The following is a 23,736-nucleotide window of genomic DNA, read 5'->3' as shown; positions in this document are numbered from 1 at the left end:
TACCCACTCTTTACATAATCCGCAACAAATTCCTCCAATCCTTACATTATTCTCATTATTCCCCACATTTCCCCTCATTTTCCTCAACCACCAATCCTCACTTCTCCTCCCCCCTATCTCCTATCCCCTCACTCCTATCCCCTAACTCCTATCCCCTAACTCCTACCCCCTAACTCCTACCCCCTAACTCCTACCCCCTAACTCCTACCCCCTAACTCCTTCCCCCTCACTCCTTCCCCCTCACTCCTTCCCCCTCACTCCTTCCCCCTCACTCCTTCCCCCTCACTCCTTCCCCCTCACTCCTTCCCCTCACTCCTATCCCCTCACTCCTACCCCCTAACTCCTACCCCCTAACTCCTACCCCCTAACTCCTACCCCCTATCCCCTACAAGACTTTGTTTTTTGCCAAATAATCATTACCTTTGTCCCCATATTAATTATTTTAATTATGGAAAAAATCTTTCGTTCTTTACTCTTTAAAGTCTGCTGCGGCATCGCTTTTGGTATAAGCATAGGCTTAGCAGCCCCCGAAAACATAATGCGCCTGCTTATCACCTTCAAAACATTATTCGCCAACTTCTTAGGCTTCTCCATACCCCTCATTATGATGGGACTCATTATGCCCTCCATTGCCGAACTGGGCAAAAGTGCTGGGAAACTACTGCTCATAACCGTGGGCATCGCCTATAGCTTCACCCTCTTTTCAGGCTTTTCTACCTACTTAGTAGGCGAAAGCCTCTTCCCTACCCTATTACAAGGCGAACAGCTCAGTAATATAGGCAAAGATGCCGAAGCCATACGCCCTTTCTTCACCATCGAAATGCCCCCCATTACCGATGTGATGACCTCACTAGTACTCTCCTTCATTATAGGTATAGGGCTATCAGTACGTGAAGAAAGCACCCTCAGCCAGATGATAAAAGAATTTGGCGAAATCGTAAAATGGCTCATCAGCAAAGCTATTATACCCCTGCTGCCTTATTATATCCTCACCATTTTTGCCGAAATTAGTTATAGCGGACAAGTAATGGCGATTATGACCGTTTTCTTCAAACTAATTATCATACTTTTTGCAATGCACATTGTCCTGTTACTAATTCAATATCTTATAGCAGGAAGCATTGCGGGCAAAAACCCTTTCCGCTCATTACTTACAATGTTACCTGCCTACGCTACAGCATTAGGCACCCAGTCATCAGCCGCCACCATTCCTGTAACACTACGCCAAGCCCAAAAATTAGGCATTTCAAGCAAAATAGCAGGCTTTGTAATACCTTTATGTGCTACCATTCATCTTTCAGGCAGTACGATGAAAATTACAGCCTGTGCGCTTGCCCTAATGATGTTAGAAGGTATGCCCTATGATTTTATGTTATTTGCAGGCTTTGTAATGATGCTTGGGGTAATTATGGTAGCTGCCCCTGGCGTACCTGGCGGAGCTATTATGGCTGCTTTAGGAGTCCTTAATTCTATGCTCGGTTTTGATGAGCGCACACAAGGTCTTATGGTAGCTCTTTACATTGCTATGGATAGCTTTGGTACCGCTTGCAATGTCACCGGCGATGGTGCAGTAGCACTTATAGTAAACAGAATTAGCAAAATAAAGGACTAAACAAAAGTATCTTAAATTAATTCAGAAAAATCACAATACAAAAAGCCCCTCGCATTCTGCGAGGGGCTTTTCTATTTTATTACAAGTGGTAGCATTTTATAACTGTTTTAAACATACTTATTTCCATATTTAGCTTTGATAAAGCTTAATTTTGAAGAAACTTAATTTTGATAAGTACACACCAAGTCTTACAGCACCCCATTATTACTATGAATAGCTTTGGCAGCACCTGCTATCTCACCAGCGATAGTGCTGTTGCTTTTATCGCAAACAGAATTACCAAATTAAAGAAGCAAACAAGTATCTCACCCCTATTCAACTAAAATTACAACACAAAAAAAGCCCCTCGCATTCTGCGAGGGGCTTTTCAGTTTTATTACAATAAGCGCCTGATAATACTAGTTCTTTTTAAGGTATAACCAGCCTACTTCATTTTGTCTTTCATTATTCTCATTTGTATACTCTATTACATAGTAATAAGTACCCTGAGGTAATGTTTCAGGAGCTTCTATAGTTACACGTCCGTTCGAGATACCTTTAAATACTGTACGAACGTTATCATAGTGTTCAGCCTCCCATACTTTCACTCCCCAACGGTTATAGATGCGTACCACATTGTTAGGGTAGTTCTCTATTCCCGCAATATGGAAGTGATCATTTTCAGGATTACCTCCCACCGATACTCCATTGTAGATTACAAGTTTCTTAATAACCTGAATAGTTACTGTAGCTGTAGCACAACCTCCTGCGGTACAAAGCTCATACGCAAAGGTATCTATTCCTGCAAAATTGTTATTAGGTCTGTATTCCACTGTACCATCTCCATTCACTACCGCTGTACCATTAGCTGGGGCTGTAGTAATGTTAGGCGTTGCTCCTTGAGGGGTATCATTACTTAGTACGTTAATAGTTACCGGTGTATTAAGCGGAGTTGTTACTCTATCATCAACTGCAATAGGTGCTGCCGCTGGTACTCCTACCACGGTTACTGTTACAGTTGTTGCGCTACTGCAGTTACTGCTGTTTGCCGTTTCACACAAGTAGTAAGTCATAGTATATGTACCACTTGGTGTACCTGTCGGAACTATCACATCTCCACTCACTGGGTCGATACGAGGGGTTGTAGCACTTGTTGGTGTGGCAGTGTGGATTGTTACACTAGCCACTGTAGCTGTCTGACTACCTATGGTATCATTAGTAAGTATATTACCTACGGTTACCGGTGTAGTAACAGTACCTGTTACAGTATATTCATCTCCTATTGTTGTAATAGTCGGTGTAGCTGTTGGGGTTGTCACTCCTACCACGGTTACTGTTACAGTTGTTGCACTACTGCAGTTACTGCTGTTTGCCGTTTCACACAAGTAGTAAGTCATAGTATACGTACCACTTGGCGTACCTGTCGGAACTATCACATCTCCACTCACTGGGTTGATGTATGGCTCAGTAGGGGTAGTAGGCGTAGCTGTATGAATAGCAACACTCGCTACGGTTGCACTTTGACTTCCTATGGTGTCATTGGTAAGTATATTACCTACAGTCACTGGCGTAGTAACAGTACCTGTTACAGTATATTCATCTCCTATTGTTGTAATAGTTGGGGTAGCAGTTGGTGTTGTCACTCCTACCACGGTTACTGTTACAGTTGTTGCGCTACTGCAGTTACTGCTATTTGCTGTTTCACACAAGTAGTAAGTCATAGTGTATGTACCACTTGGCGTACCTGTCGGAACTATCACATCTCCACTCACTGGGTCGATACGAGGGGTCGTAGTACTTGTTGGTGTCGCAGTGTGGATTGTTACACTAGCCACTGTAGCTGTCTGACTACCTATGGTATCATTAGTAAGTATATTACCTACGGTTACTGGCGTAGTAACAGTACCTGTTACAGTATATTCATCTCCTATTGTTGTAATAGTCGGTGTAGCTGTTGGGGTTGTCACTCCTACCACGGTTACTGTTACAGTTGTTGCGCTACTGCAGTTGCTACTGTTTGCAGTTTCACACAAGTAGTAAGTCATAGTGTATGTACCACTTGGTGTACCTGTCGGAACTATCACATCTCCACTCACTGGGTCGATACGAGGGGTCGTAGCACTTGTTGGTGTCGCAGTGTGGATTGTTACACTAGCCACTGTAGCTGTCTGACTACCTATGGTATCATTAGTAAGTATATTACCTACAGTCACTGGCGTAGTAACAGTACCTGTTACAGTATATTCATCTCCTATTGTTGTTATAGTTGGGGTTACTGTAGGTTGAGCTGGTACTACAATAGTAGCTGTACTTGTTGTACAGTTTCCGCTATTTAGCTTATCACAGATTTGATATACTATAGTGTAAGTACCTGCTGGTGTATTGTTAGGAACAGTTACTTTACCATCGCTATCCAAAGTAGGGGTACTAGTACCTGATTGTTTAGGGGTTGCTCCCGTAACTACCGATACATTTACGGTACTAGTAGTTGTAGTTGCTGTACCTAACTTATCATTATCAAGTACCGACTTGGTGCTGGTTCCTGTGGTAATAGTAAAGGTATCAGGATTAGCTGTAATAGATGGTGTTCCTACTACAATAGTTGCTGTACTTGTTGCACAGTTTCCTGTATTTAACTTATCACAGATTTGATATACTATAGTGTAAGTACCTGCTGGCGTATTGTTAGGAACGGTTACTTTACCATCGCTATCCAAAGTAGGTGTGTTAGTACCCGCTTGTTTAGGGGTTGCTCCCGTAACTACCGATACATTTACGGTACTAGTAGTTGTAGTTGCTGTACCTAACTTATCATTATCAAGTACCGATTTGGTGCTAGTTCCTGTGGTAATAGTAAAGGTATCTGGATTAGCTGTAATAGATGGCGTACCTACTACAATAGTAGCTGTACTTGTTGTACAGTTTCCTGTGTTTAGCTTATCACAGATTTGGTATACTATAGTATAAGTACCTGCTGGTGTATTGTTAGGAACGGTTACTTTACCATCACTATCCAAAGTAGGGGTACTAGTACCTGATTGTTTAGGGGTTGCACCTGTAACTACCGATACATTTACAGTACTAGTAGTTGTAGTTGCTGTACCTATCTTGTCATTATCAAGTACCGACTTGGTGCTTGTTCCTGTGGTAATAGTAAAGGTATCTGGATTAGCTGTAATAGATGGTGTTCCTACTACAATAGTTGCTGTACTTGTTGCACAGTTTCCTGTATTTAACTTATCACAGATTTGATATACTATAGTGTAAGTACCTGCTGGCGTATTGTTAGGAACGGTTACTTTACCATCGCTATCCAAAGTAGGTGTGTTAGTACCCGCTTGTTTAGGGGTTGCTCCCGTAACTACCGATACATTTACGGTACTAGTAGTTGTAGTTGCTGTACCTATCTTATCATTATCAAGTACCGACTTGGTGCTTGTTCCTGTGGTAATAGTAAAGGTATCTGGATTAGCTGTGATAGATAGTGTTCCTACTACAATAGTTGCTGTACTTGTTGTACAATTTCCGCTATTTAGCTTATCACAGATTTGGTATACTATAGTGTAAGTACCTGCTGGCGTATTGTTAGGAACGGTTACTTTACCATCACTATCCAATGTAGGAGTGCTAGTACCTGATTGTTTAGGGGTTGCGCCTGTAACTACCGATACATTTACGGTACTAGTAGTTGTAGTTGCTGTACCTAGCTTATCATTATCAAGTACCGATTTGGTGCTGGTTCCTGTGGTAATAGTAAAGGTGTCAGGATTAGCTGTGATAGATGGCGTACCTACTACAATAGTAGCTGTAGCTGTATCACAAACTGATACACTTACAACAGTGTTGCAAATTCTATATCCAATATAATAAGTACCCGATTTAGTTCCTGCTGGAACAGTAACAGTACCATCGGCATTTAGGGTAGGTGTTGCACTACCTGCTGCTCCTACAGCTGGGGTAGTTACTGTCATACTTACAGTAGCAGCAGTAGCTGTTTGGGTGCCTACTTTATCATTATTAAGAACACTGTCGGTAGTAGTGGTTGCTACTAATCCGTGAGTAACAGTAAATGTATCATTTACTGCATTTATATTTACCAAAGTAATGGTACGTGTTTGAGTTGCTGTGTTACCCAAAGCATCTTTTCCTACAAAGGTTACAGTTACAATACCACTGTTATTGCAAAGGTCAGCAGGTTTTACAGTATCATAATTATGAGTAACACTTGCAGCATTTCCACAAGTATCGGCAGCTGAAGCTGAAGCTAACCACTGAGTAATGCTTGCCGTAGCATTTTTGCAATTCACTACCAAAGGTGCTGGAGCTGTTAAGTTTATTCCTTGAGGACTTACTTGTACTGTTACTGTTTGTGATGATTCACATCCTCCTATACGTTTCACAGTTAGTTTATAAGTAACTATAAGAGGTGTAGTAACTGGAGCTCCCCTATAAGTAAATGTAGGTGTTGCTATATTATTTGCAGATAAATATCCTAAGGCATCAGCTGGACTTATAGCACTCCAAGTATAACCAGTATAGGTAGCAGCAGCAGCTGGATAAGCAAGGGTAATACTGCTAGTTGCACAAGTTGTAAAACTTTGAGTAAGTCCTTCAATAGTAGCAGGTGCAGGCAAAGCACTTACTACATCACCACAAAGGCATACATTATCTTCATTTTTAAGTGCTAATAACAATCTACATACTTTATCAGCATCTACTAAATGGGTAATACTTCTTTCCACTGAAGTAGCTCCTTTAGCTAAAGTCTCTGTACTAGTGTAAGTTGCAAGCTTAGTATCACTAACATCTATATCACCATTGTTATTAGCGTCATAGTACAAACTTGTTACTACAGGGCGAGCATTAAGTGTAGCTGATGCTGTAGCCCCATTAGTGATTTTGTATGTTACAGTAATTTTCTCTTTGTTGTTTTCAGCCTTAGAACTTACAGCTACATTGCTAAATGACAACGATGGACGCTCATTTTTAATTACAATAGAACGACGAGGTGATGAGTTCACTGTGAAAGTACCACATTTGCCTCCTTGTGCCGTTGCACAAGTAACTCCTGTAACTGTATCTGTTGTGAAGGCACTAAGTTCTTTAGGAGTAGCACAATCTATAGTTGCATTATCTTTTTGTCTGATAGTAACATTATACTCAAAAGTATGACCATTCTTCATTCCTTTAGGTACAGTTACTGAAATTTCTCTTTCATTGCGTACGTTTTTATCTTCTGAGGCAATATGAGTAGGATTAGCCCAAGAAGCACCTGGATTACGTGAATGCATCTCACCTGATACAAATTCATATCCTTTAGGGATACGGAAACGCAAGCGGGCATTGTCGCCAATTTCAAAGGCAGGATTACCAGCGTTTACTGTTACACGAGTGCGATAGGTAACACCTCCATCACAAGCAGATCCATTACCATTCACATAAGTTAGGTCATCAAGTTTTATGTCGTAATTATTAATAGTTACGCCATTAATACCTGCTATAATAGCACGTGTTTTATCACCTGCAGCTGGTTTGCCACAAAGGTTATTACCTTCAATGTCTATATCGAATGAAGAACCAGCTGTAAAATCACAATCAGGAGTTACTTTAAAAGTAAGTTTGAATTTACGATTTTCAGCGGTTGTAGGTTCTGATATTGATCCTGGCAAGCTACCTCCTGGCAATATACTACTAATATCAAAAGTATGAACATCACCTACAGTGGTATGTACTAAGCGTTTAGTTCCTGTATTTTCATAATATTTATGACCACTATTAAGAGGATACTCCACCTCTACTTCACTAAAGCTAATACCCGCACCTTGAGTTACTACCAACTTTGCATCGTAGATATCTCCCTCACTAGCACTGTTGATAATATAACTATAAGGAGTAGCTGTACACATCGCAATAGTACCTACCTTATCAGGTCTATTTTGACCTGGGTTACTTGCTGCAGGCTCTATTTCTTTTCTACTTTTAGCTACTGTAATATCATAAGTAAGACTCTTATCACTACAAGTACTTTGATAACCTGCTGTAGGGTTGCTATTACAGTTCCAACCTGCATACACTTTTAGTTGGTGTAAAGGTGCCTCACAGTTAGTAATCCTATAAATTACACGGAAATAACGACTAGTATTTTTAACAATCGTACCACTATTAGCTCCTTGATCACTTAAAAAGAACATTTGTTCACCCGAAATACTACTTTGAGCAGTATAGGTATATACATGTGCTTTAGTATTACTAATTTCAGATAAAGAAAGTATATCTACTCCTGCTATATTTGGAATAGAGATCCAAGAGTAAGGAGCATCGGAGAATGAATTATTAGATAGTCTAAACTCTAATATTTGCTCTCGCTTACTAGCTTTTACAGATAGAGCTGTTTCTGCTGCAATATCTATGCTTGGTACATTTCTAAAGTACAAAGGTGTTTGGTGGTCTGGAATCTCACCTGAAGTAATTCTTTGTCCGCCACGTGCTGCGTAATGGTAATAGAAATCTTCATAATCTACTTTTGATTTTACTACCATAGCTGCAGCCTTAGCACTTGCTAAGTTATTTACAACCTTTGTTTTGCAAGTAGCCTGCATATATAATCTGAAATGGCCATCATAAGCATTGTCTACAGAAATTTCACCAGGAGGCAAGTGTCCTGCTTGTCCTTTAGGTGGATTGGTATAACTATACACTTTATAAGTGCCATTATCACTTTCTAAGACAAGATTTGATATTGGTATATCTATCTGTTCTGTATCAGGATATTTTTTCCTATACATATAAGTAAATTTATTCACATAATTTACTGTACTAGGTATAGTGAATGTCGCTTTTTTAACAAGGCGAGCAGGACGGAATTCATCGGTAAAGTAGTTACCTGCCGGATTAAACCTACGTCCCGAATGCACCTGCCAATTACCAATATCTTTAATTTCACAACCAAACAACTCATAGTCATTAGTTGCTACGGCTGAATATAATCCTGCAAAATAGAAGGTAGCATATAAATTAGCCCCGCAGTGTAATTGTGCTGTATGATAGCCTTGCGGATTTTTAGTTGTATCAGTAGCAGGATTGTTTAAACGATAGTAAAAGCTCTCTCCTCCTGATTCAACATCTTGAGAAGCAGTATATCTATCTTCTCCATTAGTAAGCTGATAAGTAGCTACTGTGGTAAAAGTGCCATTGGCAGGAATACCTACTAGAGGCAAGGCAGAAGTAAGATTCCAAAGGAAGTAGTCTCTTTCACCTACAGTAGTTTTAGCAACCACTCCTGCAGCGTTTGCCTGTAGGGTAACCGAATGTGTACCTGTATTAAAAGTGATAAACTTAGGGGTTACCTTTGCGTTTTTGGCAAATGAAGCAAAGTAATACAAGTTGTTGGTAGTAACTCTTAGTTGCTTACCTGTAGAAATTACTTCAATATCATCTAAGTATAAAGCGCGTTGGCGTTGCAGTTCTGATATTTGAGAGCGTTGTGCACGTGCAGTCATAGTGTGATCAGTCCATCCATAAGAGTTATCAGCACGTTCAATCTTAGTGCTTAACATCTCTGGACCATCCACTCCACAAGGAGAAGGACAAACTGTAATAATTGGCTTATTTGTTACACAAACCAAAGGTATTTCAGAATAAGTATTAGTTGCCTCATTCTTATCTAAATATAAAACTGAGTAATCTAAGTTTATACTTGTGCCTGAACAGTTTTCTAATACTACATCAAAAGTAACATAACCATATTTATCATCGGTTGTAGTATAGTTAAAGGTACCTCCTGCTGCTACATTATTCAAACTAATTGGCGCTTCTTTAGAAGTTCCATAAGCATCAGCTTTATAGAATTTCACATTTCTTAGAGCTACTCCAGGAGGAAGTTTTATTTCATATTTATATCTCTTATCACTATTCTTATTAGCTTGCCCTTTCAAGCGCTGACTAGCATAAAAACCTGAAACGTTAAAAGTAGCCATAAGATACCCTGAAGTTTCAATATTAGGCAACAACTGGTTAGGCAATTTTGATCCATCACCTACACTACTTAACAAGCGTGTAAAAGTATATGAATGTATGAATGCATCTCTTCTAGGTGCTGCTGCTCCACACACACTCTTAGCGTTTATAAAAGTAACAGGAGAAATATTCAAGCCTTTAATAGAGCTATTCATCAAGCAGCTCAGAGGTTGGGTCTGTACATAATCAAAACGCAAAGTAAATGAGGCATCTTTCTTAAGTTCTCCTCTAAAACCATCACCATCGGCATCAGCAAAACCAAAATCCTTACTACCATAAGTAGCATCAGTAGCACTCAAAGCAGGAATTTTACTAAAGTCTATAACAATCTTACGATCCTGTCCATTTGGAGTGCTAAGTGCAGCTGCTGGAACAGGAAGCTCAGTAGCACCATCTGCTGATACCAATCTAATATTGGCCGGTTTATGAGTAATAAACCTCTGCTCATTCCAACGTTCTGCCACATCAAGAGTTATATTATAAGCAGTAGGGTTAGCTCCAGGTCCATTGTTTTTATATTTCAAGGTGAAAGTTCCCAAAGTATTACCAGTAAGCCCTTGTTTCCAAACAAAATAAGTGCTATTACTATCTGTATCTAACTCTATAGAAGGCGTACCTGTTTTAATATCTATATTTTTAGCGTTTGAAGTAGTTTCAAAAATTTCATTATCCTTACCCCAATGAGCATGATAAGTATTTTTTCTACCAGCAGTACACTTCTTTATGGTATAATTCTCAGTAATTGTAACAAATCCATTATTAGCTAAATGTACATTAGGCACCTTGTACACAGTCTTACCATTAATAGTCATTGATGTGAGTTTGGTGTTATTATACCAAAACCCATTTCCTGTTACATCAGCAGGGTAATCTACGGAAAAATACACATCTTTTACTGTACCATTACCTGTATTGCGAATGTCAAAAGTTCTGGTATGGGTTCCTACATCTTCGGAAATAGGACTTCCAGTAAATTGCACCGCAAGTGTTGGGCGTTGCAGTTGGTATTTTGTTTCATTTTGCTTAGCTGGCGTAGCTGTACCATCTATTTTTAAAACGGCTGTATCCAAAAAACCTTCGCCAAAGCTGGGGTTGGATAGAACAGCCTTAGTAACCTTACGCTTAAAACTTACAGTTACCACAGCTCCAGCTCCCGAGCTAATTGTAAATACTGGCTTATTAGGAGCCGAGCCCGCTTTCCACGTAACAGTACCTCCGGTAGCGGTTAGCCCTTGAGCATATTCAATGCCAGCGGGTAGTGTTACCTCCAGCTCACCACTTGTTTTGCCAGTAGGCATATCCAAAGTGATTGTTACTACTCCTGCCGAAAAATCGGCAGTGTTAGCAATGTGTACAGGGCTTTCAGTAAGAACACTTACTACCTGCCCCTTAGCCATTATTGTAAATAGCAAAAGAAAAAGTGTACAACACTTAACCCATTGTTCTTTTAATGATCGCATTTTTTTCAATTTTTATTTTTGTAAAAAGTAAAATATGTATATATATTTAGGCGGCAAAGTTAAGACTTTTTTCCCAATTAGCAAAAAAACATTTCTAATTTATACAGATTGAAAAACACACACTACCCAAAAAACTACTGGTAATCTATCTCTTTTATTACCTCATTCATCACCTATTGAGCTACCCCACACTCCTCACCTCCCGTCTGCTGATAGTTTCATACACAAAAAAGCCCCTCGCAGAAATGCGAGGGGCTTTTATTATCAGTACTATATATACTAATTAACAATTACTCTAAACTCTGCTCCGGTAGCAACGTCCTGACCATAGTGCTCACTAAGGGCAGTAAAACGTATGTAACGTACTTTTACAGGTTTATCAAATAATACTTGTTGCGGACTACTACTGTCATTGAGTGCACCTGCTTTAATAGGTTCACCCCAGTTCTTACCGTCTTCGCTTACGTGTATTTGGTAGTTCTTCACTTTACCACTCCAGCTATCATCACGTTGGGTAAAGCTAAAGCCTTTTATTTCGACCATTTTACCCATATCAAAATCGACCCAGTGAGGGTACTTAGCTACAGTTACTGAGTAGGCAGAGTGCCAAATAGTATTGGTATTACCATCGACTAAGTTCTTGGCCTCACCATCAGCAGTTTCTTCACTACTTGCAAATACTACTTGCATTACAAGACTCTCGGCCTTATCATAAGTAACAGTATACTTTTGGTTTTCTTTGCCAGTAAACCAAGCACTAATAGTACAAGCCTCGGTATGCTCAAAAGGAGCTTGGTATTTTTGTGGCTTACCATTATTGATGCTATAATAAATATCAGCATTAGTATAACCACTGCTAATACTTACTATCCCTACTTTGGTACGGCTGATAGCCAAAGGTTTTTCACCATTAGCCACTACATTGGCTACCTCAGCCAAGTTACTTTTGGCTGGGCGTATTACAAAACCAAAGTTATGAGCTCCTGCAAAGCAACGGTCACGCAATAGAGGGCGAGGGCCACAGCTGTTACCACCCAGACCGGTAGTACCTGTGTTAAGCTGCAAATATACTCCGTCGGATTCGGGCAACTGGTAAGGGTGTCCTGCCAAAGTCATATCAATGGCCTTATAAGGCAAGGCAGCTACTGATAGTGGCTCGGCACCAACAAACACAGCTCCTGCGCCACGCAAGTTAGTAAGGGCAGCCCAACGGGTTTCTTGGTGTTGTCCCATATCTTGGGGTTTAGGGAAAGGAGCTACCTCTGCCTGTACGCTATTATTGTAAAGCCCTACAAAAGCCCCAGTATAGCGGTCGGAATAGTTATCATGCTTACCACGTCCATAGTAAGTAAAGTTATTGTACTGTTTAGGCAGTTTTACCAAGTACCCTAATTGTGGTAATACCACATTAGGATCGTTGGAAACTACACTAGCTTGTAGCTCAACCGAGCCATCAGGGTATACTGTAAATATTTGGTTGGTAGTGAATTTAAAATCGTTCTCACCAAACTTCTTGTCGGTAAGTTCTTCAATTGTATTTCTGCCACTACTAGCACTACCGTGAATTTTAGCAGCATTAGGCGCTTGTGATTCTACGGTGAAATAGTATGAATAGCTACCATTACCATTGGCTTTCACATTATGAGCCAAAGCCTTGTGCTGTAGGTTATGCAATCCGTTTCTAAACCATTGTTCAAACACCCAGTTGTCATTATTGGTGAAGGCGCGGAAAGCGTTTAGGCTTAGGTTGCTATCATCAATAATAGTATTATTACCGTATTGCAATCTGCCTATAGTACCTTTCTCAAAATCAAACATTACTGAGAAGTCTTTACCTGTTACCATCTTCTTATCAGGGCTAAGCTGTAGTGCCTCACCTTTAGCTACTTCCGATAGTACAGGTATGTTATTAGCCTCTTGTATGCGAAACTGCTCACGTGCTTGTACAAAGCCCTTAGGGCACCAAGGGCGGTCGGCAGCTTGCCTAAACTCCATTTCAACATAATACTCGGCATTACTATCCAAGCGTTTTGGCTTGATAGTTACAGTACCTTTTAGCTGTGGTTTTAATGGCGAAAGATCAAAAGAGCGTTCTTCTACCAACTGACCATTGCGGAACAATTTCCATACACCTTCATAACCTTCAAGAGTTTCAAAGTATGCTTTGTTCTTAATCTCAAAAGTATCATAAGACAGCATTTTCACCCCTATGTTTTGATAGACTTTTTGTACTTCATAGTACTGTGGTTTTGGAGTTCTGTCGGCAAAGATGATACCGTTCATAACAAACTGACCATCATTAGGGAAATCGCCAAAATCACCACCATACGCCTCATAGCGTTTGCCATCGGGGGTATAGTTATAAATAGCTTGGTCTACCCAATCCCAGATAGCGCCACCGCATATAAAGTTAGAGCTTTCAATAGCTTTCCAATAATCGGCAAGGTTACCTACTGCATTCCCCATAGAGTGTGCATACTCGGAGATATGGAATGGATATTTAATTTTGTACTTACCCGTAGCAGCTCCTTGCACCCAAGCTACTGAAGGATATTGGTTAGACCCCATATCTACAATATCGTTATTGCGCTCATATTGTACAGGGCGGCTGGTATCAAGGGTTTTGAGGTGGTTATAGGCTGTTACAAAGTTCTGACCAGGACCTGCTTCGTTACCCAAAGACCATATTACAATAGCTGGTGAGTTATAAGTAGCCTCCACCATTTCAACCACGCGGGCTGTGTGTGCTTTTTCCCATTCTTTAGGGTGAGAAAGAGATTCTTTGCCGTAATAATACTGGTGAGATTCAATATTCGCCTCATTCTCTAAGTAAATACCATATTTATCACATAGGTAGAAGAAATAAGGATCGGGAGGGTAGTGTGAGTTACGCACGTGGTTGATATTACCGCGTTTCATCAGCATTACCTCATCTTCCATTTGCTGGTGGGTAAGTACGTGCCCTTGTGCAGGGTGGGTTTCGTGACGGTTTACGCCTTTAAACTTAATAGTTTTGCCATTCACATAAAAATAACGACCTGCCTTGCCGAAAACATCATCTTCGGCTTTGGTATCTTTAATCTCTACCTTGCGGAAGCCGAAGTATGTAGATACCGTTTCTACTGCCTTACCTTTCTTATCCTGTAACTGAGCTACCAACACATAGCGGTTAGGTATTTCGGCACTCCACAATTCAGGTGATTTTACGCTGAGCTGTGTTTTTATCTTTTCAATAGCATTGGGTCCTACTGCATTAACGGCTGCTTCGCCTCTAAGCAATGGCTCACGGCGCACCTCGTCCGAGTATAGTAAGTTTTCATACACACTATAAGCCAACTTATAATCCTTAGCTTCTTTCTTGTTCAAGTTGCGTACTTCGGCAGCTATATTTAATTCCCAATTCTTAAAATCCTGACTTTCGGTAAGTACATTCAGATTAAGTATCTGCAATTTGGGAGTAGAACGCAAAGCTACTGTGCGGAAGATACCTGGTAGGCGGAACATATCTTGCGACTCTAAGAATGACCCGTCAGAGTTTCGGTACACCTCTACTGCTATTTTGTTCTGTCCTTTTTTCAAGTATTTAGTAATATTGAATGACGCAGCATTACGTGAGTTCTTTGAAAAGCCCACATATTGCCCATTAATCCACAAGTAAAAGAAGGAATCTACCCCATTAAAATCGATAAATACCTCACGCCCTTTCCAAGAGGCAGGGACTTCGAAATAACGGATGTATGAACCTACTTCATTTCTGTACTTGTAGGTAGTCCAATTCTCAGGTGGGGTACGCATTACCCCCTTGCGCCAGTCATCTACCTTGCGTTCGTGATAAAATATCACAGGTTGGTTCACATAGATAGGCAAACCGTATTTTAGGGTGCCATCTTTTTGGATTCCTTGCACGTTCCAGCTAGAGGGTACGGGTATCATATCCCAGCCAGAAGCATCATAGTTGGTTTTGTAAAAGTTCACAGGGCGCTCTTCTGGAGTTTTGCACCAGTGAAAACGCCATTGGCCATCCAACGACTGCCAATAGGGTGACTTTTCAGGTAGTACTTGTGTAGCTTCTTTTTCGCCATTGAAGGAGAAAAAGTATGCGCGAGGGTACTCCTTATTAAGGGAAAGTTCTTCTACTGACTCCCATTCTTTCCCAGAGGGAGCGGCTTTATCGCCGTAGGCAAAGCCCCCTAAGGGTTTGTGCTGTGCCATCAGTAATGGCGACATAGCCAGAGCTGCTAAGGTGCCGCCAATTTTCAAATAATTTTTCATTGATACGTATAATTTAATTAGATAATTAGTCTGTTTTATTGGGCTGAGTGCCCTATACCATAAGCATTTTATGAGAATGCTACAAGCAAGGTATTTACTTTTAGTTTTTCAATATTTTGCTTTTAGGGGGCAAAGATAACAAACTATTTACAATAAACAATGATTTATGAATAAAAAAATCCTACTAAATCATAACACTTAGTAGGATTCTTTTTTTTCTTTACCTAAATAGGCTCATTTTCTTCAATTTTTCCACTATCATCCTTTTTGCGCAGGAGTCGGCGTTTGATAAGATCATTCAGGTCTTTTCCTTTTACCGAGTAGGTATTAAAGAGTAACATAGGAGCAATGACCCCAAAGGCCAAACACATTGTAATGAAGCCAGTTTGTAGTCCTAATTTTACGGTTTTAAACAATAAGGATAGGGTCTCTTCCTGTGGTGTTTCGATAGTTACTATCTTGATGATATTCATCATAAACTCATACCCGAGCTTACCAGGAATCATATTAATAACCGCCGGAATGGTAAATACTATTGGCGGGGTATGCACGCGGTGTGCGAAGTAAACGGCTAATAATCCTACGGCACAAGCCCCGAAGAAAGAGGTAATCACTATCTGGCCAGGCATAATAGTTTCCAAAAGCATAAACTTAATGCCCCAGCCTATACCGCCGAGTAGCCCTGTAATCCACAAGGCGCGGCGTGGTGTATTAAACAATAAGGCAAAACCTATGGATATCCACATCGACCAGAAGATGCGTACTCCTAACTCTAAAAATGCATCAAAGAAGTTCATAACCAAATAATAGTAACGCTAAATAAAAACCTAATGAAATCATAAACACTAATATAGCCGAGTGCGTAAGCTTAGCCACTCCTGCTACTACACAGCCCGAAAGCATATCAATAAACCCATTGATAAGCGGCACCCCTGGCACCAACCACAGTACACAAGCCGCAAGGGCATTATGGTAATCCTGTACCCCAAGCAAGCGGAAAATACTCATTACCGATACCGATACAAAAGCTGCCCAGCCCCAGCACATATATACGTTGAACTTGCGCAACTGCAACACGCGCCTACCTGCCAAGCCTATCAAGGTCGCCAAGAACGACATACCAAACTCGGCATAACTGGCGTGCTTCCCACCAAACACATACGCCAATGAACCTCCCGCTACGGCTACAAAAAACCACATAACATACATATTGTAATGTGGGCGAGACTTGATGGCAGCTACTTGCTCTTCAACCTCTTCTATCGTTAGCTTCTCTTGTACTGCCTCCCACGACAGAATACTAATATCCGAAATGGCATTAAAATTAACCCCGTGATGCGGAATGGTACGGGTAATGTTTTCTTTCTCACCCGTCTTCATATCGTGCACCGTAATTACTATGGCAGCGTGTGAGTAAAAGGTTTCGCAATGGTAGTTCAGTGCGTTTGAGATGCGCTCCACATTGCGTTCTACCCTGCGGGTGTTGGCACCGCTTGAAATCAGCAGTTCGTTAATGTCGGCAAAAAGCCTTGCCGCTCGTTCTATTGGTTTCATATATTAATTTAATGGAGAGTTTTTTGTGTTTAAAAACCTTTTTTCGAGCTGCAAAAGTACAAAATAATTATTGAAAAGCAAGTGTTATAAGGTAGGTTTTACAAGGCTCATTACAGCAAGCCTCTCCCAAAAAACACCTCAAAAATAAAGAAAACACAGCCTTTTACACTTTTTATTACCATTTCTTCAAAAATCACCCACCCCACTCATTCCCCTACCTCCCAATCCCTCTTCCCTAATAATCAACCTATTACATCTCCACCCTCTCACCTACTATCTCCTATCTCTTACCTACTTTAAACGAACCTATAACGAAGGATAAACGAACTATAAACGAAGGATAACCCTCACCCCCCTAATTCCCAAGCCATTAACCCCCAACCCCTCCCCTTGCATAATCCGTAACCAAAACCCAAAAATCTTACATTATTCTCACTCTTTTCCCCTTTTCACCCTATTTTTGCCAACACCCCCCTATACCCTATCTCCTGCCCCCTATCTCCTATCCCCTATCTCCCAACTCAAATTTTGTTTTTCAATAATTATTTCGTATCTTTGCGCCATATTTACTTTCAATAACATTTATGAAAATTTACGATGAATTTATAGATATTGTTTTTGGCGAAAAAGAAGTAACCATCTCACCCGAGAAAGCAAAAATTATCAATGAAAGCTATCTCTTTTTAAAAGAATTTGCCGAAAACAAAATCATCTACGGCGTAAATACAGGCTTCGGCCCTATGGCGCAATACCGCATTGATACTACCGATCAGCTACAACTCCAATATAACCTCATCCGCAGCCACGCCTCAGGCTGTGGCGATTATTTCGACGAGGAAACCGTACGCGCAGCTATATTATGCCGCCTCAATAGCCTATCACTGGGCAAATCAGGCGTGCATATAGAAGCTATCGAACTGATGCGCGACTTGCTAAACCACCGCATCACACCCCTTATATTCCAGCATGGAGGCGTAGGCGCCAGTGGCGACCTCGTGCAGTTGGCTCACCTCGCCTTAGTACTCATAGGCGAAGGAGAAGTATTCTACAAAGGCAGCCGTAGGCCTACTGCCGAAGTATTTGCCGAAGTAGGCATCAAACCGCTACAAATACACTTGCGCGAGGGGCTTTCCCTGATGAATGGCACCTCGGTAATGACAGGCTTGGCTGGGGTCAATGTGTATTACGCCGAAAAGCTATTGAGCTGGACAGTAAAATTCAGCTGTGCTATCAATGAACTGGTGCAGAGCTATGACGACCATTTTTCATTTGAACTAAACAGCGCCAAACAGCACATTGGTCAGCAGGATATAGCAGGACTGATGCGCGAGTTTCTAAAGGACAGCAAGCGCACCCGCAAACGTGCAGAACACCTTTACCAAGGGCAGCACAATGAGGCTGTTTTCAAAGAAAAAGTACAAGAATACTATTCCTTGCGGTGCGTACCACAGATATTGGGTCCAGTAGCAGATACTATATTGCGAACACTACGCATTGTCGAAGAGGAACTGAACTCAGCCAACGACAACCCTATTGTAGATGTGCCTACCAAGCAGGTATATCACGGGGGTAACTTCCACGGCGATTATATTTCCCTTGAAATGGACAAACTCAAGCTCGTAGTTACCCGTATGGCAATGTTAGCCGAACGACAGCTTAACTACCTCTTGAACCCTAAAATCAACGAGCTTTTACCGCCATTTGTCAATGCAGGTAAATTAGGCTTTAACTTCGGTATGCAAGGGGTGCAGTTCACCGCTACCTCCACCACTGCCGAGTGCCAAACCCTCTCTACCTCTATGTATGTGCATAGTATCCCGAACAATAACGACAATCAGGATATCGTGAGTATGGGTACCAATGCCGCAACCCTCACCCGCAAGGTGATAGAGAACGCTTTCCAAGTACTGGCCATTGAGGCTATCACCATTGCGCAGGCTATTGATATTTTGGGGTGCTATGAGGAGCTTTCGAGCACTACCAAAGAATGGTATAACGAAATAAGAACCATTATCCCATTCTTTAAAGAAGATATGGTGTTTTATCCTTATTTGAAGGATATGGTATCGTGGTTGAAAAAATAGAACAATGCGAATACTATTGTTATTATTCATACTTTTTATCTTAAAAAACTGAAAACCAGAGGTAAAAGACCCTACCGATGCCCAGATGATAAATCATTTTATTGAGGTGTCAAAATATTAAAATAACTAATGAAATCGAAGATGGAAACAACATTAAACAACAAATTAAGAAAAAAGATGGAGACAAAGAAAGAGCTAAAGAAGAAAAAAGAAAGAAGAAATAAAATTGCTATTATTAGCTTATTAATCTTTTTATGTTTCACTACATCTAATGCACAAGAACATTGTGATTTTGAAGATTTTATTAAGGAAGAGATGGGCTATACAAATGGCGTTTTTAATAGCAAAGGAAGACTTAATTTAGGGAACATTGATATAAGTTCAATGCTCTCTAAACCATCTTTTCCTTATGGGGTTATTCCTTATATTGGGTTTATTGATATAAAGATTAAAAGAAGATTAGAGATTAATTTTCTAAAAATAGAAAAATCAACAACAAATGATAGTCTTTATATAGCAAAAGGGAAAACAAAAGTTGGTAAAAATGTAAGATTGTTTGAAGGAGATATAAAAATCAAACATGTATATTTTTTTGCAGAGCATTCTAGAGGAGCAGACGATGAAATGGTGGGGAAAATAAAATCACAAGGAATTATCATTGCAGATTATCATTTTAGAGAAGATAAGAAATTATCAGCTACGGGTATCTTTGAAGGAAAGGTTTTATTAAGATGGTATGTTAATAATAAAGGAGTGTTTTTATTTGATGATATTGAAGAATATTCAGATGACTATAGAAACAACCAATTTGTAGGGACTTGGACAAGTTATAAGACAGGAGTTAAAAAAGTAGCTAATTGGGGCATTTGTCGCATCCCTTGCTCAGGAGACTTAGATTGGGGTGCAGCTGAATTTTCTCCTGCTCCTGAATATAGAAAATATGGTTGGGAAGACTATAAACCTTAAATAAAAAACCCTTACCTTTGCAAAACAAACAAACAAGATAGAACAATGAACAACCTACTCACCCATTATCCTGTGAATTGGATAGACGGAATGAAGCTAAGCAGCAGCCATTTTATTGCTGTGCAGGACTTTGTTACCGACAGCGTTAGAGATGCCATAGCCTTACAAACCATAGACCTTAACTATGGCTTACAACCTGTGGTAGGCGATTCGGTAAAGATGCACGTGCTGTTGGATCACTACAACCAGCTGCAACTAACCCTTGAAGAGTGCCACGCAGTTACTCCTAATGGAATACGTATACAAATCAGTGCCTCACAAGAAGGACAAACCTTAACGCTGAGCAAGGATATGACAGAGATGAAGGGTAATGCCATTTTTTCTGTTATTACTAAAGTTGAAAACTCTGAAAAAATATTGCTATGAATTATCTTGTATATTTTATTATTTCTTTTCTGTTTTTTTCTTGTAGTAAAAATATCAAAATATCCGAAATGGATAAATCTTACAATGCTAGAATTTTACAGATTATGAATGAAAACTCATCTTACAAGTTTAATTATTTCTACTATGAAATAAAAAACTATACCCATAAGGATTATAGCAAGGTAGCATATGAAATAGAAGATTTTGTTGATAATAGTTATATTTCATCTATTGCGAAAAATAAAAGAGCAGAGATATATTGCTTTTTTTATACTAAAAGATGGTGGTATAGGAGAATTAACTTGAATGATACCGAAGAAATTAGCGATAATGGCTTAATTTACGATAGAGATTTAATCGCATTAGTTGAGTTCATATTAGATGAGAATAAAAATTATATTAAGAAAATTATTGTATATAATAAAAAAGAGATAATGTATGAAAGAAAAGAGATTTTGGATTAAGTTATAACCAACAGTTGAGTAATTAGAAATAAAAATATGTATAAAGTCATTAAAATAGTTATTATTGTGGGTATATTAAGTAGTATTTTTTCTTGTAAAGTAGAAAAAGACATCTCTATATATAGAACAGAGGAATTCAAAAAAAAGGAAAAAACATTTAAACTTTCATTGGATGAAGCAGGGCAAAAATGTATAAAATATATTTTAAAAGAAGAAATAGCTAATGATGGTTTTTTTGAATTGGATATTATATATGGAGATTATTATATTTTTAAGCCGAAGTGGGAACCATATAGCTTGAAAACAGCAAACTATAACTTATCTGGTATTTGGATTAATGGGAACACTGGGGAAATAAAAGAAGTTAAAACAAATAAAAGTATTGAGGTCATACTAGAAAACACTAGTCATATATCTTATACGAGAAGAATTGAGAAAGATAAGGAGGAAAATTGATGAAAAAGTTTCATTTAGTTTTAGCTATAGGGTATTTATCCTTGAGAAGTGGTAATTACTCCTTCTCCACCAAATGCCTTAGCTCAGGGTCGTTAGCGATACGTTCTTTTTCGCGTTCAATGATTTCAACGACATCTAACTTTATTTGGCGGTAATTGGCTTCTACCTGTTCTTTGGTAGTGTCGTTCACGAAGGATTTTCGTATGAATTTAAATTATAACTTATGAAAAAAGTATATTTATTAGCTATAGCTATTTTAATGTTTAATTGTCATAATGCACAAAAAAAAATGGGGACACAACAAATACCCTTGGAAAAACAAATAACTTATATGATTGATTTAACATTAAAGACCCCTCACGAGCTTTATATCAATGATATATTGGCAGTGAGTCGCTCACGAGGTTCAAACGCCGCCATAGATATAAATCCTTATGTATTAAAAAATGGGAAATACAAGATAAAGTTAAGGCTATTGCCTTATTGGCATTTGAATGAAACTACAGTATCTAAATCAGATATAGAGAATGCAAGACTTTTTTTTGGCAGCTACATCAGAAATAAAGAGACCGATAAGATACTAAATTACAAAGCAGATGTAGCCCTTCCTATTGTAGCCCCTAAGGTAGATGTACCTTATTTTGAGCAAGAGTGGGAGGTAGAGCTTACAGAATTGCCTTATGAGTTAGAAGGTTGGAGCAAAGGTCAAGACCTTCGTAAATGGGATAAAAAAGAATTGGAGAAAAAAGTAGTAGCATACTATCAGAAGCTATGGAAAATGCTTAACGATGGAGATGGCGAAAGGTTTATGAAACTTTGGGAAAAAGCCGATGATGAAAATGCTATATATGATTATGATACAGAGATTGATGAAGCAAATAAATCTGAAATTGCCGATATAAAAAAGCATTGTGTAAATAGAATGATACCGTTGGAAGACTATGAGATGAAACTTTATGCAGAAGGAAGATTGGTTTGTTTAGAACGAAAAACACATACCCGAGAATTTAATAATTATTTCCCCTTAGATTTGAAAGGTTGGAGCCCATTAGTGCGAAAAGGTCAAGTAAGAGGCGGAGCAGAATTTCCCGTTAAATTATATTTACCTGAAGGTAGTAATGAATTTGTAATAATAAGACATTAAGGTTATGAGACAATTAGTGTTTTTGTGTTTTATTTTATTGTTTAATTGTCATAATGCACAAAATACAGGGGAAATGAAAATACAACAAATACCCTTGGAAAAACAAATAACTTATATGATTGATATAACAACCAATATTCCAGTAATTGTTTATGTTAATGATATAAAAGCTTCGGAACTTAATATGCCTTTGGGCACAGCCATAGATTTAAATCCTTATGTATTAAAAAATGGGAAATGTAAAATAAAATTACAGATATTTCCACTTTTTAGAAAAGGAGATACTTTGGTAACAGTAGAGAATATTATGAGATGTAATTTGTTTTTTGGCAGCTACATCAGAAATAAAGAGACCGATAAGATACTAAATTACAAAGCAGATGTAGCCCTTCCTATTGTAGCCCCTAAGGAGGATGTACCTTATTTTGAGCAGGAGTGGGAGGTAGAGCTTACAGAATTACCTTACGAATTAGAAGGTTGGAGCAAAGGTCAAGACCTTCGTAAATGGGATAAAAAAGAATTGGAGAAAAAAGTAGTAGCATACTATCAGAAGCTATGGAGTATTTTAAATAATGGAGAAGGGGAAAGATGGACAAAACTTACACAAAAAAGAATCAATGAAACTGCTATTTTTTATTATGAAAGTCAAGAGGAAAATCAGAAGGCAATAAAAAATAATCAACAAAATATTGTAAAGTATTGTACAAATATGATGATACCGTTAGAGGACTATGAGATGAAACTCTATGCAGAGGGGAAATTGGTCTGTTTAGAGCGAAAAACGCATACAAAGGAGTTTAATAATAAATCACCATTAGACATTAAGGGATGGAGTCCTTTAATCCTAAAAGGGAAAAAATCAGGAGCGGGCTATTATAATGTATTGCTTTATCTTCCCCAAGGTAGTAATGAGTTTGTGATAATAAGGAAATAATTTGATGAATTTTTAGTAAAACAGCACAAGTTACTACTGACCAATGGAAAGGATATAAACCTATAAAAGACTTTAATATAACTCAAATTCCTAGTAATAATGGGAAGAATTTTCCTACATTACACAAAGTAATACATCAAGTAAAGTCTTGGATACGAGGTATATATTCTTGGGTTTCAGAGTTTAATATAGACCGCTATTTAGCTGAGTATAGTTTTAGAATTAATCGTTCACAGAGCAAAGAGACTATCTTTAACAAATTAATGAAAAGAATTGTAGAACGTTCTCCCGTTTCCCAAAGTCAATTAGTATGTAGCTAAATAGACACCTCAAAAAGAATATATTAACCTTGATTCAAGTGGAGAAGAA

13 protein-coding genes and 1 pseudogene are annotated in these 23,736 nt (G+C 39.0%); 9 read left to right on the top strand and 5 right to left on the bottom strand.

The window, feature by feature from the left end; translation table 11 throughout:
- Nucleotides 1-448: 448 nt before the first annotated feature.
- On the top strand, nt 449-1,612 hold the full coding sequence (locus C4H12_RS11830; protein WP_106099097.1) for a dicarboxylate/amino acid:cation symporter: 1,164 nt from the start codon (nt 449-451) through the stop codon (nt 1,610-1,612).
- A 398-nt stretch (nt 1,613-2,010) separates the two neighbouring features.
- On the opposite strand, the gene C4H12_RS11825 is transcribed toward C4H12_RS11830, so the two are convergent.
- The 4 genes from C4H12_RS11825 to C4H12_RS11810 all read right to left on the bottom strand — a co-directional run bounded on the left by C4H12_RS11825 (nt 2,011) and on the right by C4H12_RS11810 (nt 16,893).
- A complete protein-coding gene (locus C4H12_RS11825) occupies nt 2,011-11,067 on the bottom strand; it encodes a gliding motility-associated C-terminal domain-containing protein (RefSeq protein WP_106099096.1) in 9,057 nt (3,018 codons plus the stop codon).
- A 279-nt stretch (nt 11,068-11,346) separates the two neighbouring features.
- A complete protein-coding gene (locus tag C4H12_RS11820) occupies nt 11,347-15,339 on the bottom strand; it encodes a glycoside hydrolase family 2 TIM barrel-domain containing protein (RefSeq protein WP_106099095.1) in 3,993 nt (1,330 codons plus the stop codon).
- 224 nt (nt 15,340-15,563) lie between these two features.
- Entirely contained in the window at nt 15,564-16,136 is a 573-nt protein-coding gene (locus C4H12_RS11815) for a threonine/serine exporter family protein (RefSeq protein ID WP_106099094.1), read from the bottom strand.
- Entirely contained in the window at nt 16,123-16,893 is a 771-nt protein-coding gene (locus C4H12_RS11810; RefSeq protein WP_106099093.1) for a threonine/serine exporter ThrE family protein, read from the bottom strand. Before C4H12_RS11810 ends, C4H12_RS11815 begins: the two co-directional genes overlap by 14 nt.
- A gap of 584 nt (nt 16,894-17,477) precedes the next feature.
- On the opposite strand from C4H12_RS11810, the gene hutH reads away from it, so the two are divergent.
- From hutH to C4H12_RS11785, 5 genes are all read left to right on the top strand, one after another.
- Nucleotides 17,478-18,977, top strand: a complete 1,500-nt coding sequence (gene hutH / locus C4H12_RS11805; protein WP_371514463.1) for a histidine ammonia-lyase — start codon at nt 17,478-17,480, stop codon at nt 18,975-18,977.
- 141 nt (nt 18,978-19,118) lie between these two features.
- On the top strand, nt 19,119-19,943 hold the full coding sequence (locus C4H12_RS11800; RefSeq protein WP_254424776.1) for a hypothetical protein: 825 nt from the start codon (nt 19,119-19,121) through the stop codon (nt 19,941-19,943).
- Between the two features lie 45 nt (nt 19,944-19,988).
- Nucleotides 19,989-20,369 (top strand): hypothetical protein, encoded by a 381-nt coding sequence (locus C4H12_RS11795; RefSeq protein ID WP_254424775.1) that lies wholly within the window; start codon nt 19,989-19,991, stop codon nt 20,367-20,369.
- Nucleotides 20,366-20,833 (top strand): hypothetical protein, encoded by a 468-nt coding sequence (locus tag C4H12_RS11790; protein WP_106099091.1) that lies wholly within the window; start codon nt 20,366-20,368, stop codon nt 20,831-20,833. The genes C4H12_RS11795 and C4H12_RS11790 overlap by 4 nt, the downstream gene beginning before the upstream one ends.
- Before the next feature lie 36 nt (nt 20,834-20,869).
- The gene (locus C4H12_RS11785; RefSeq protein WP_164997578.1) at nt 20,870-21,289 is read left to right on the top strand and encodes a hypothetical protein; all 420 of its coding nucleotides are present in this window, start codon (nt 20,870-20,872) and stop codon (nt 21,287-21,289) included.
- 55 nt (nt 21,290-21,344) lie between these two features.
- On the opposite strand, the gene C4H12_RS13965 is transcribed toward C4H12_RS11785, so the two are convergent.
- Entirely contained in the window at nt 21,345-21,479 is a 135-nt protein-coding gene (locus C4H12_RS13965; protein WP_256387541.1) for a hypothetical protein, read from the bottom strand.
- A gap of 33 nt (nt 21,480-21,512) precedes the next feature.
- Between C4H12_RS13965 and C4H12_RS11780 the strand changes: the two genes are divergently transcribed.
- The 3 genes and pseudogenes from C4H12_RS11780 to C4H12_RS11770 form a co-directional block, all read left to right on the top strand.
- Complete coding sequence (locus C4H12_RS11780) at nt 21,513-22,433, top strand: hypothetical protein (RefSeq protein ID WP_254424774.1); 921 nt, start codon at nt 21,513-21,515, stop codon at nt 22,431-22,433.
- Nucleotides 22,434-22,506: 73 nt separating this feature from the next.
- The gene (locus C4H12_RS11775; protein ID WP_106099089.1) at nt 22,507-23,367 is read left to right on the top strand and encodes a hypothetical protein; all 861 of its coding nucleotides are present in this window, start codon (nt 22,507-22,509) and stop codon (nt 23,365-23,367) included.
- A gap of 17 nt (nt 23,368-23,384) precedes the next feature.
- Nucleotides 23,385-23,687: pseudogene (locus tag C4H12_RS11770) on the top strand (transposase); the annotation flags it as partial.
- Between the last annotated feature and the right edge of the window lie 49 nt (nt 23,688-23,736).

This window comes from Capnocytophaga sp. oral taxon 878 (assembly GCF_002999135.1).
In the GTDB taxonomy this organism is placed as follows: domain Bacteria; phylum Bacteroidota; class Bacteroidia; order Flavobacteriales; family Flavobacteriaceae; genus Capnocytophaga.
This window is presented reverse-complemented; position numbering and strand designations above follow the sequence as displayed.

What these genes read in the sequence shown, in the direction of transcription:
- C4H12_RS11810 (WP_106099093.1), bottom strand. Translation starts at nt 16,893, where the DNA reads ATGAAACCAATAGAACGAGCGGCAAGGCTTTTTGCCGACATTAACGAA.
- C4H12_RS11815 (WP_106099094.1), bottom strand. Translation starts at nt 16,136, where the DNA reads ATGAACTTCTTTGATGCATTTTTAGAGTTAGGAGTACGCATCTTCTGG.
- C4H12_RS11830 (WP_106099097.1), top strand. Translation starts at nt 449, where the DNA reads ATGGAAAAAATCTTTCGTTCTTTACTCTTTAAAGTCTGCTGCGGCATC.
- C4H12_RS11825 (WP_106099096.1), bottom strand. Translation starts at nt 11,067, where the DNA reads ATGCGATCATTAAAAGAACAATGGGTTAAGTGTTGTACACTTTTTCTT.
- C4H12_RS11795 (WP_254424775.1), top strand. Translation starts at nt 19,989, where the DNA reads ATGAACAACCTACTCACCCATTATCCTGTGAATTGGATAGACGGAATG.
- C4H12_RS11790 (WP_106099091.1), top strand. Translation starts at nt 20,366, where the DNA reads ATGAATTATCTTGTATATTTTATTATTTCTTTTCTGTTTTTTTCTTGT.
- hutH (WP_371514463.1), top strand. Translation starts at nt 17,478, where the DNA reads ATGAAAATTTACGATGAATTTATAGATATTGTTTTTGGCGAAAAAGAA.
- C4H12_RS11780 (WP_254424774.1), top strand. Translation starts at nt 21,513, where the DNA reads ATGAAAAAAGTATATTTATTAGCTATAGCTATTTTAATGTTTAATTGT.
- C4H12_RS11775 (WP_106099089.1), top strand. Translation starts at nt 22,507, where the DNA reads ATGAAAATACAACAAATACCCTTGGAAAAACAAATAACTTATATGATT.
- C4H12_RS11785 (WP_164997578.1), top strand. Translation starts at nt 20,870, where the DNA reads ATGTATAAAGTCATTAAAATAGTTATTATTGTGGGTATATTAAGTAGT.
- C4H12_RS11800 (WP_254424776.1), top strand. Translation starts at nt 19,119, where the DNA reads ATGGAAACAACATTAAACAACAAATTAAGAAAAAAGATGGAGACAAAG.
- C4H12_RS11820 (WP_106099095.1), bottom strand. Translation starts at nt 15,339, where the DNA reads ATGAAAAATTATTTGAAAATTGGCGGCACCTTAGCAGCTCTGGCTATG.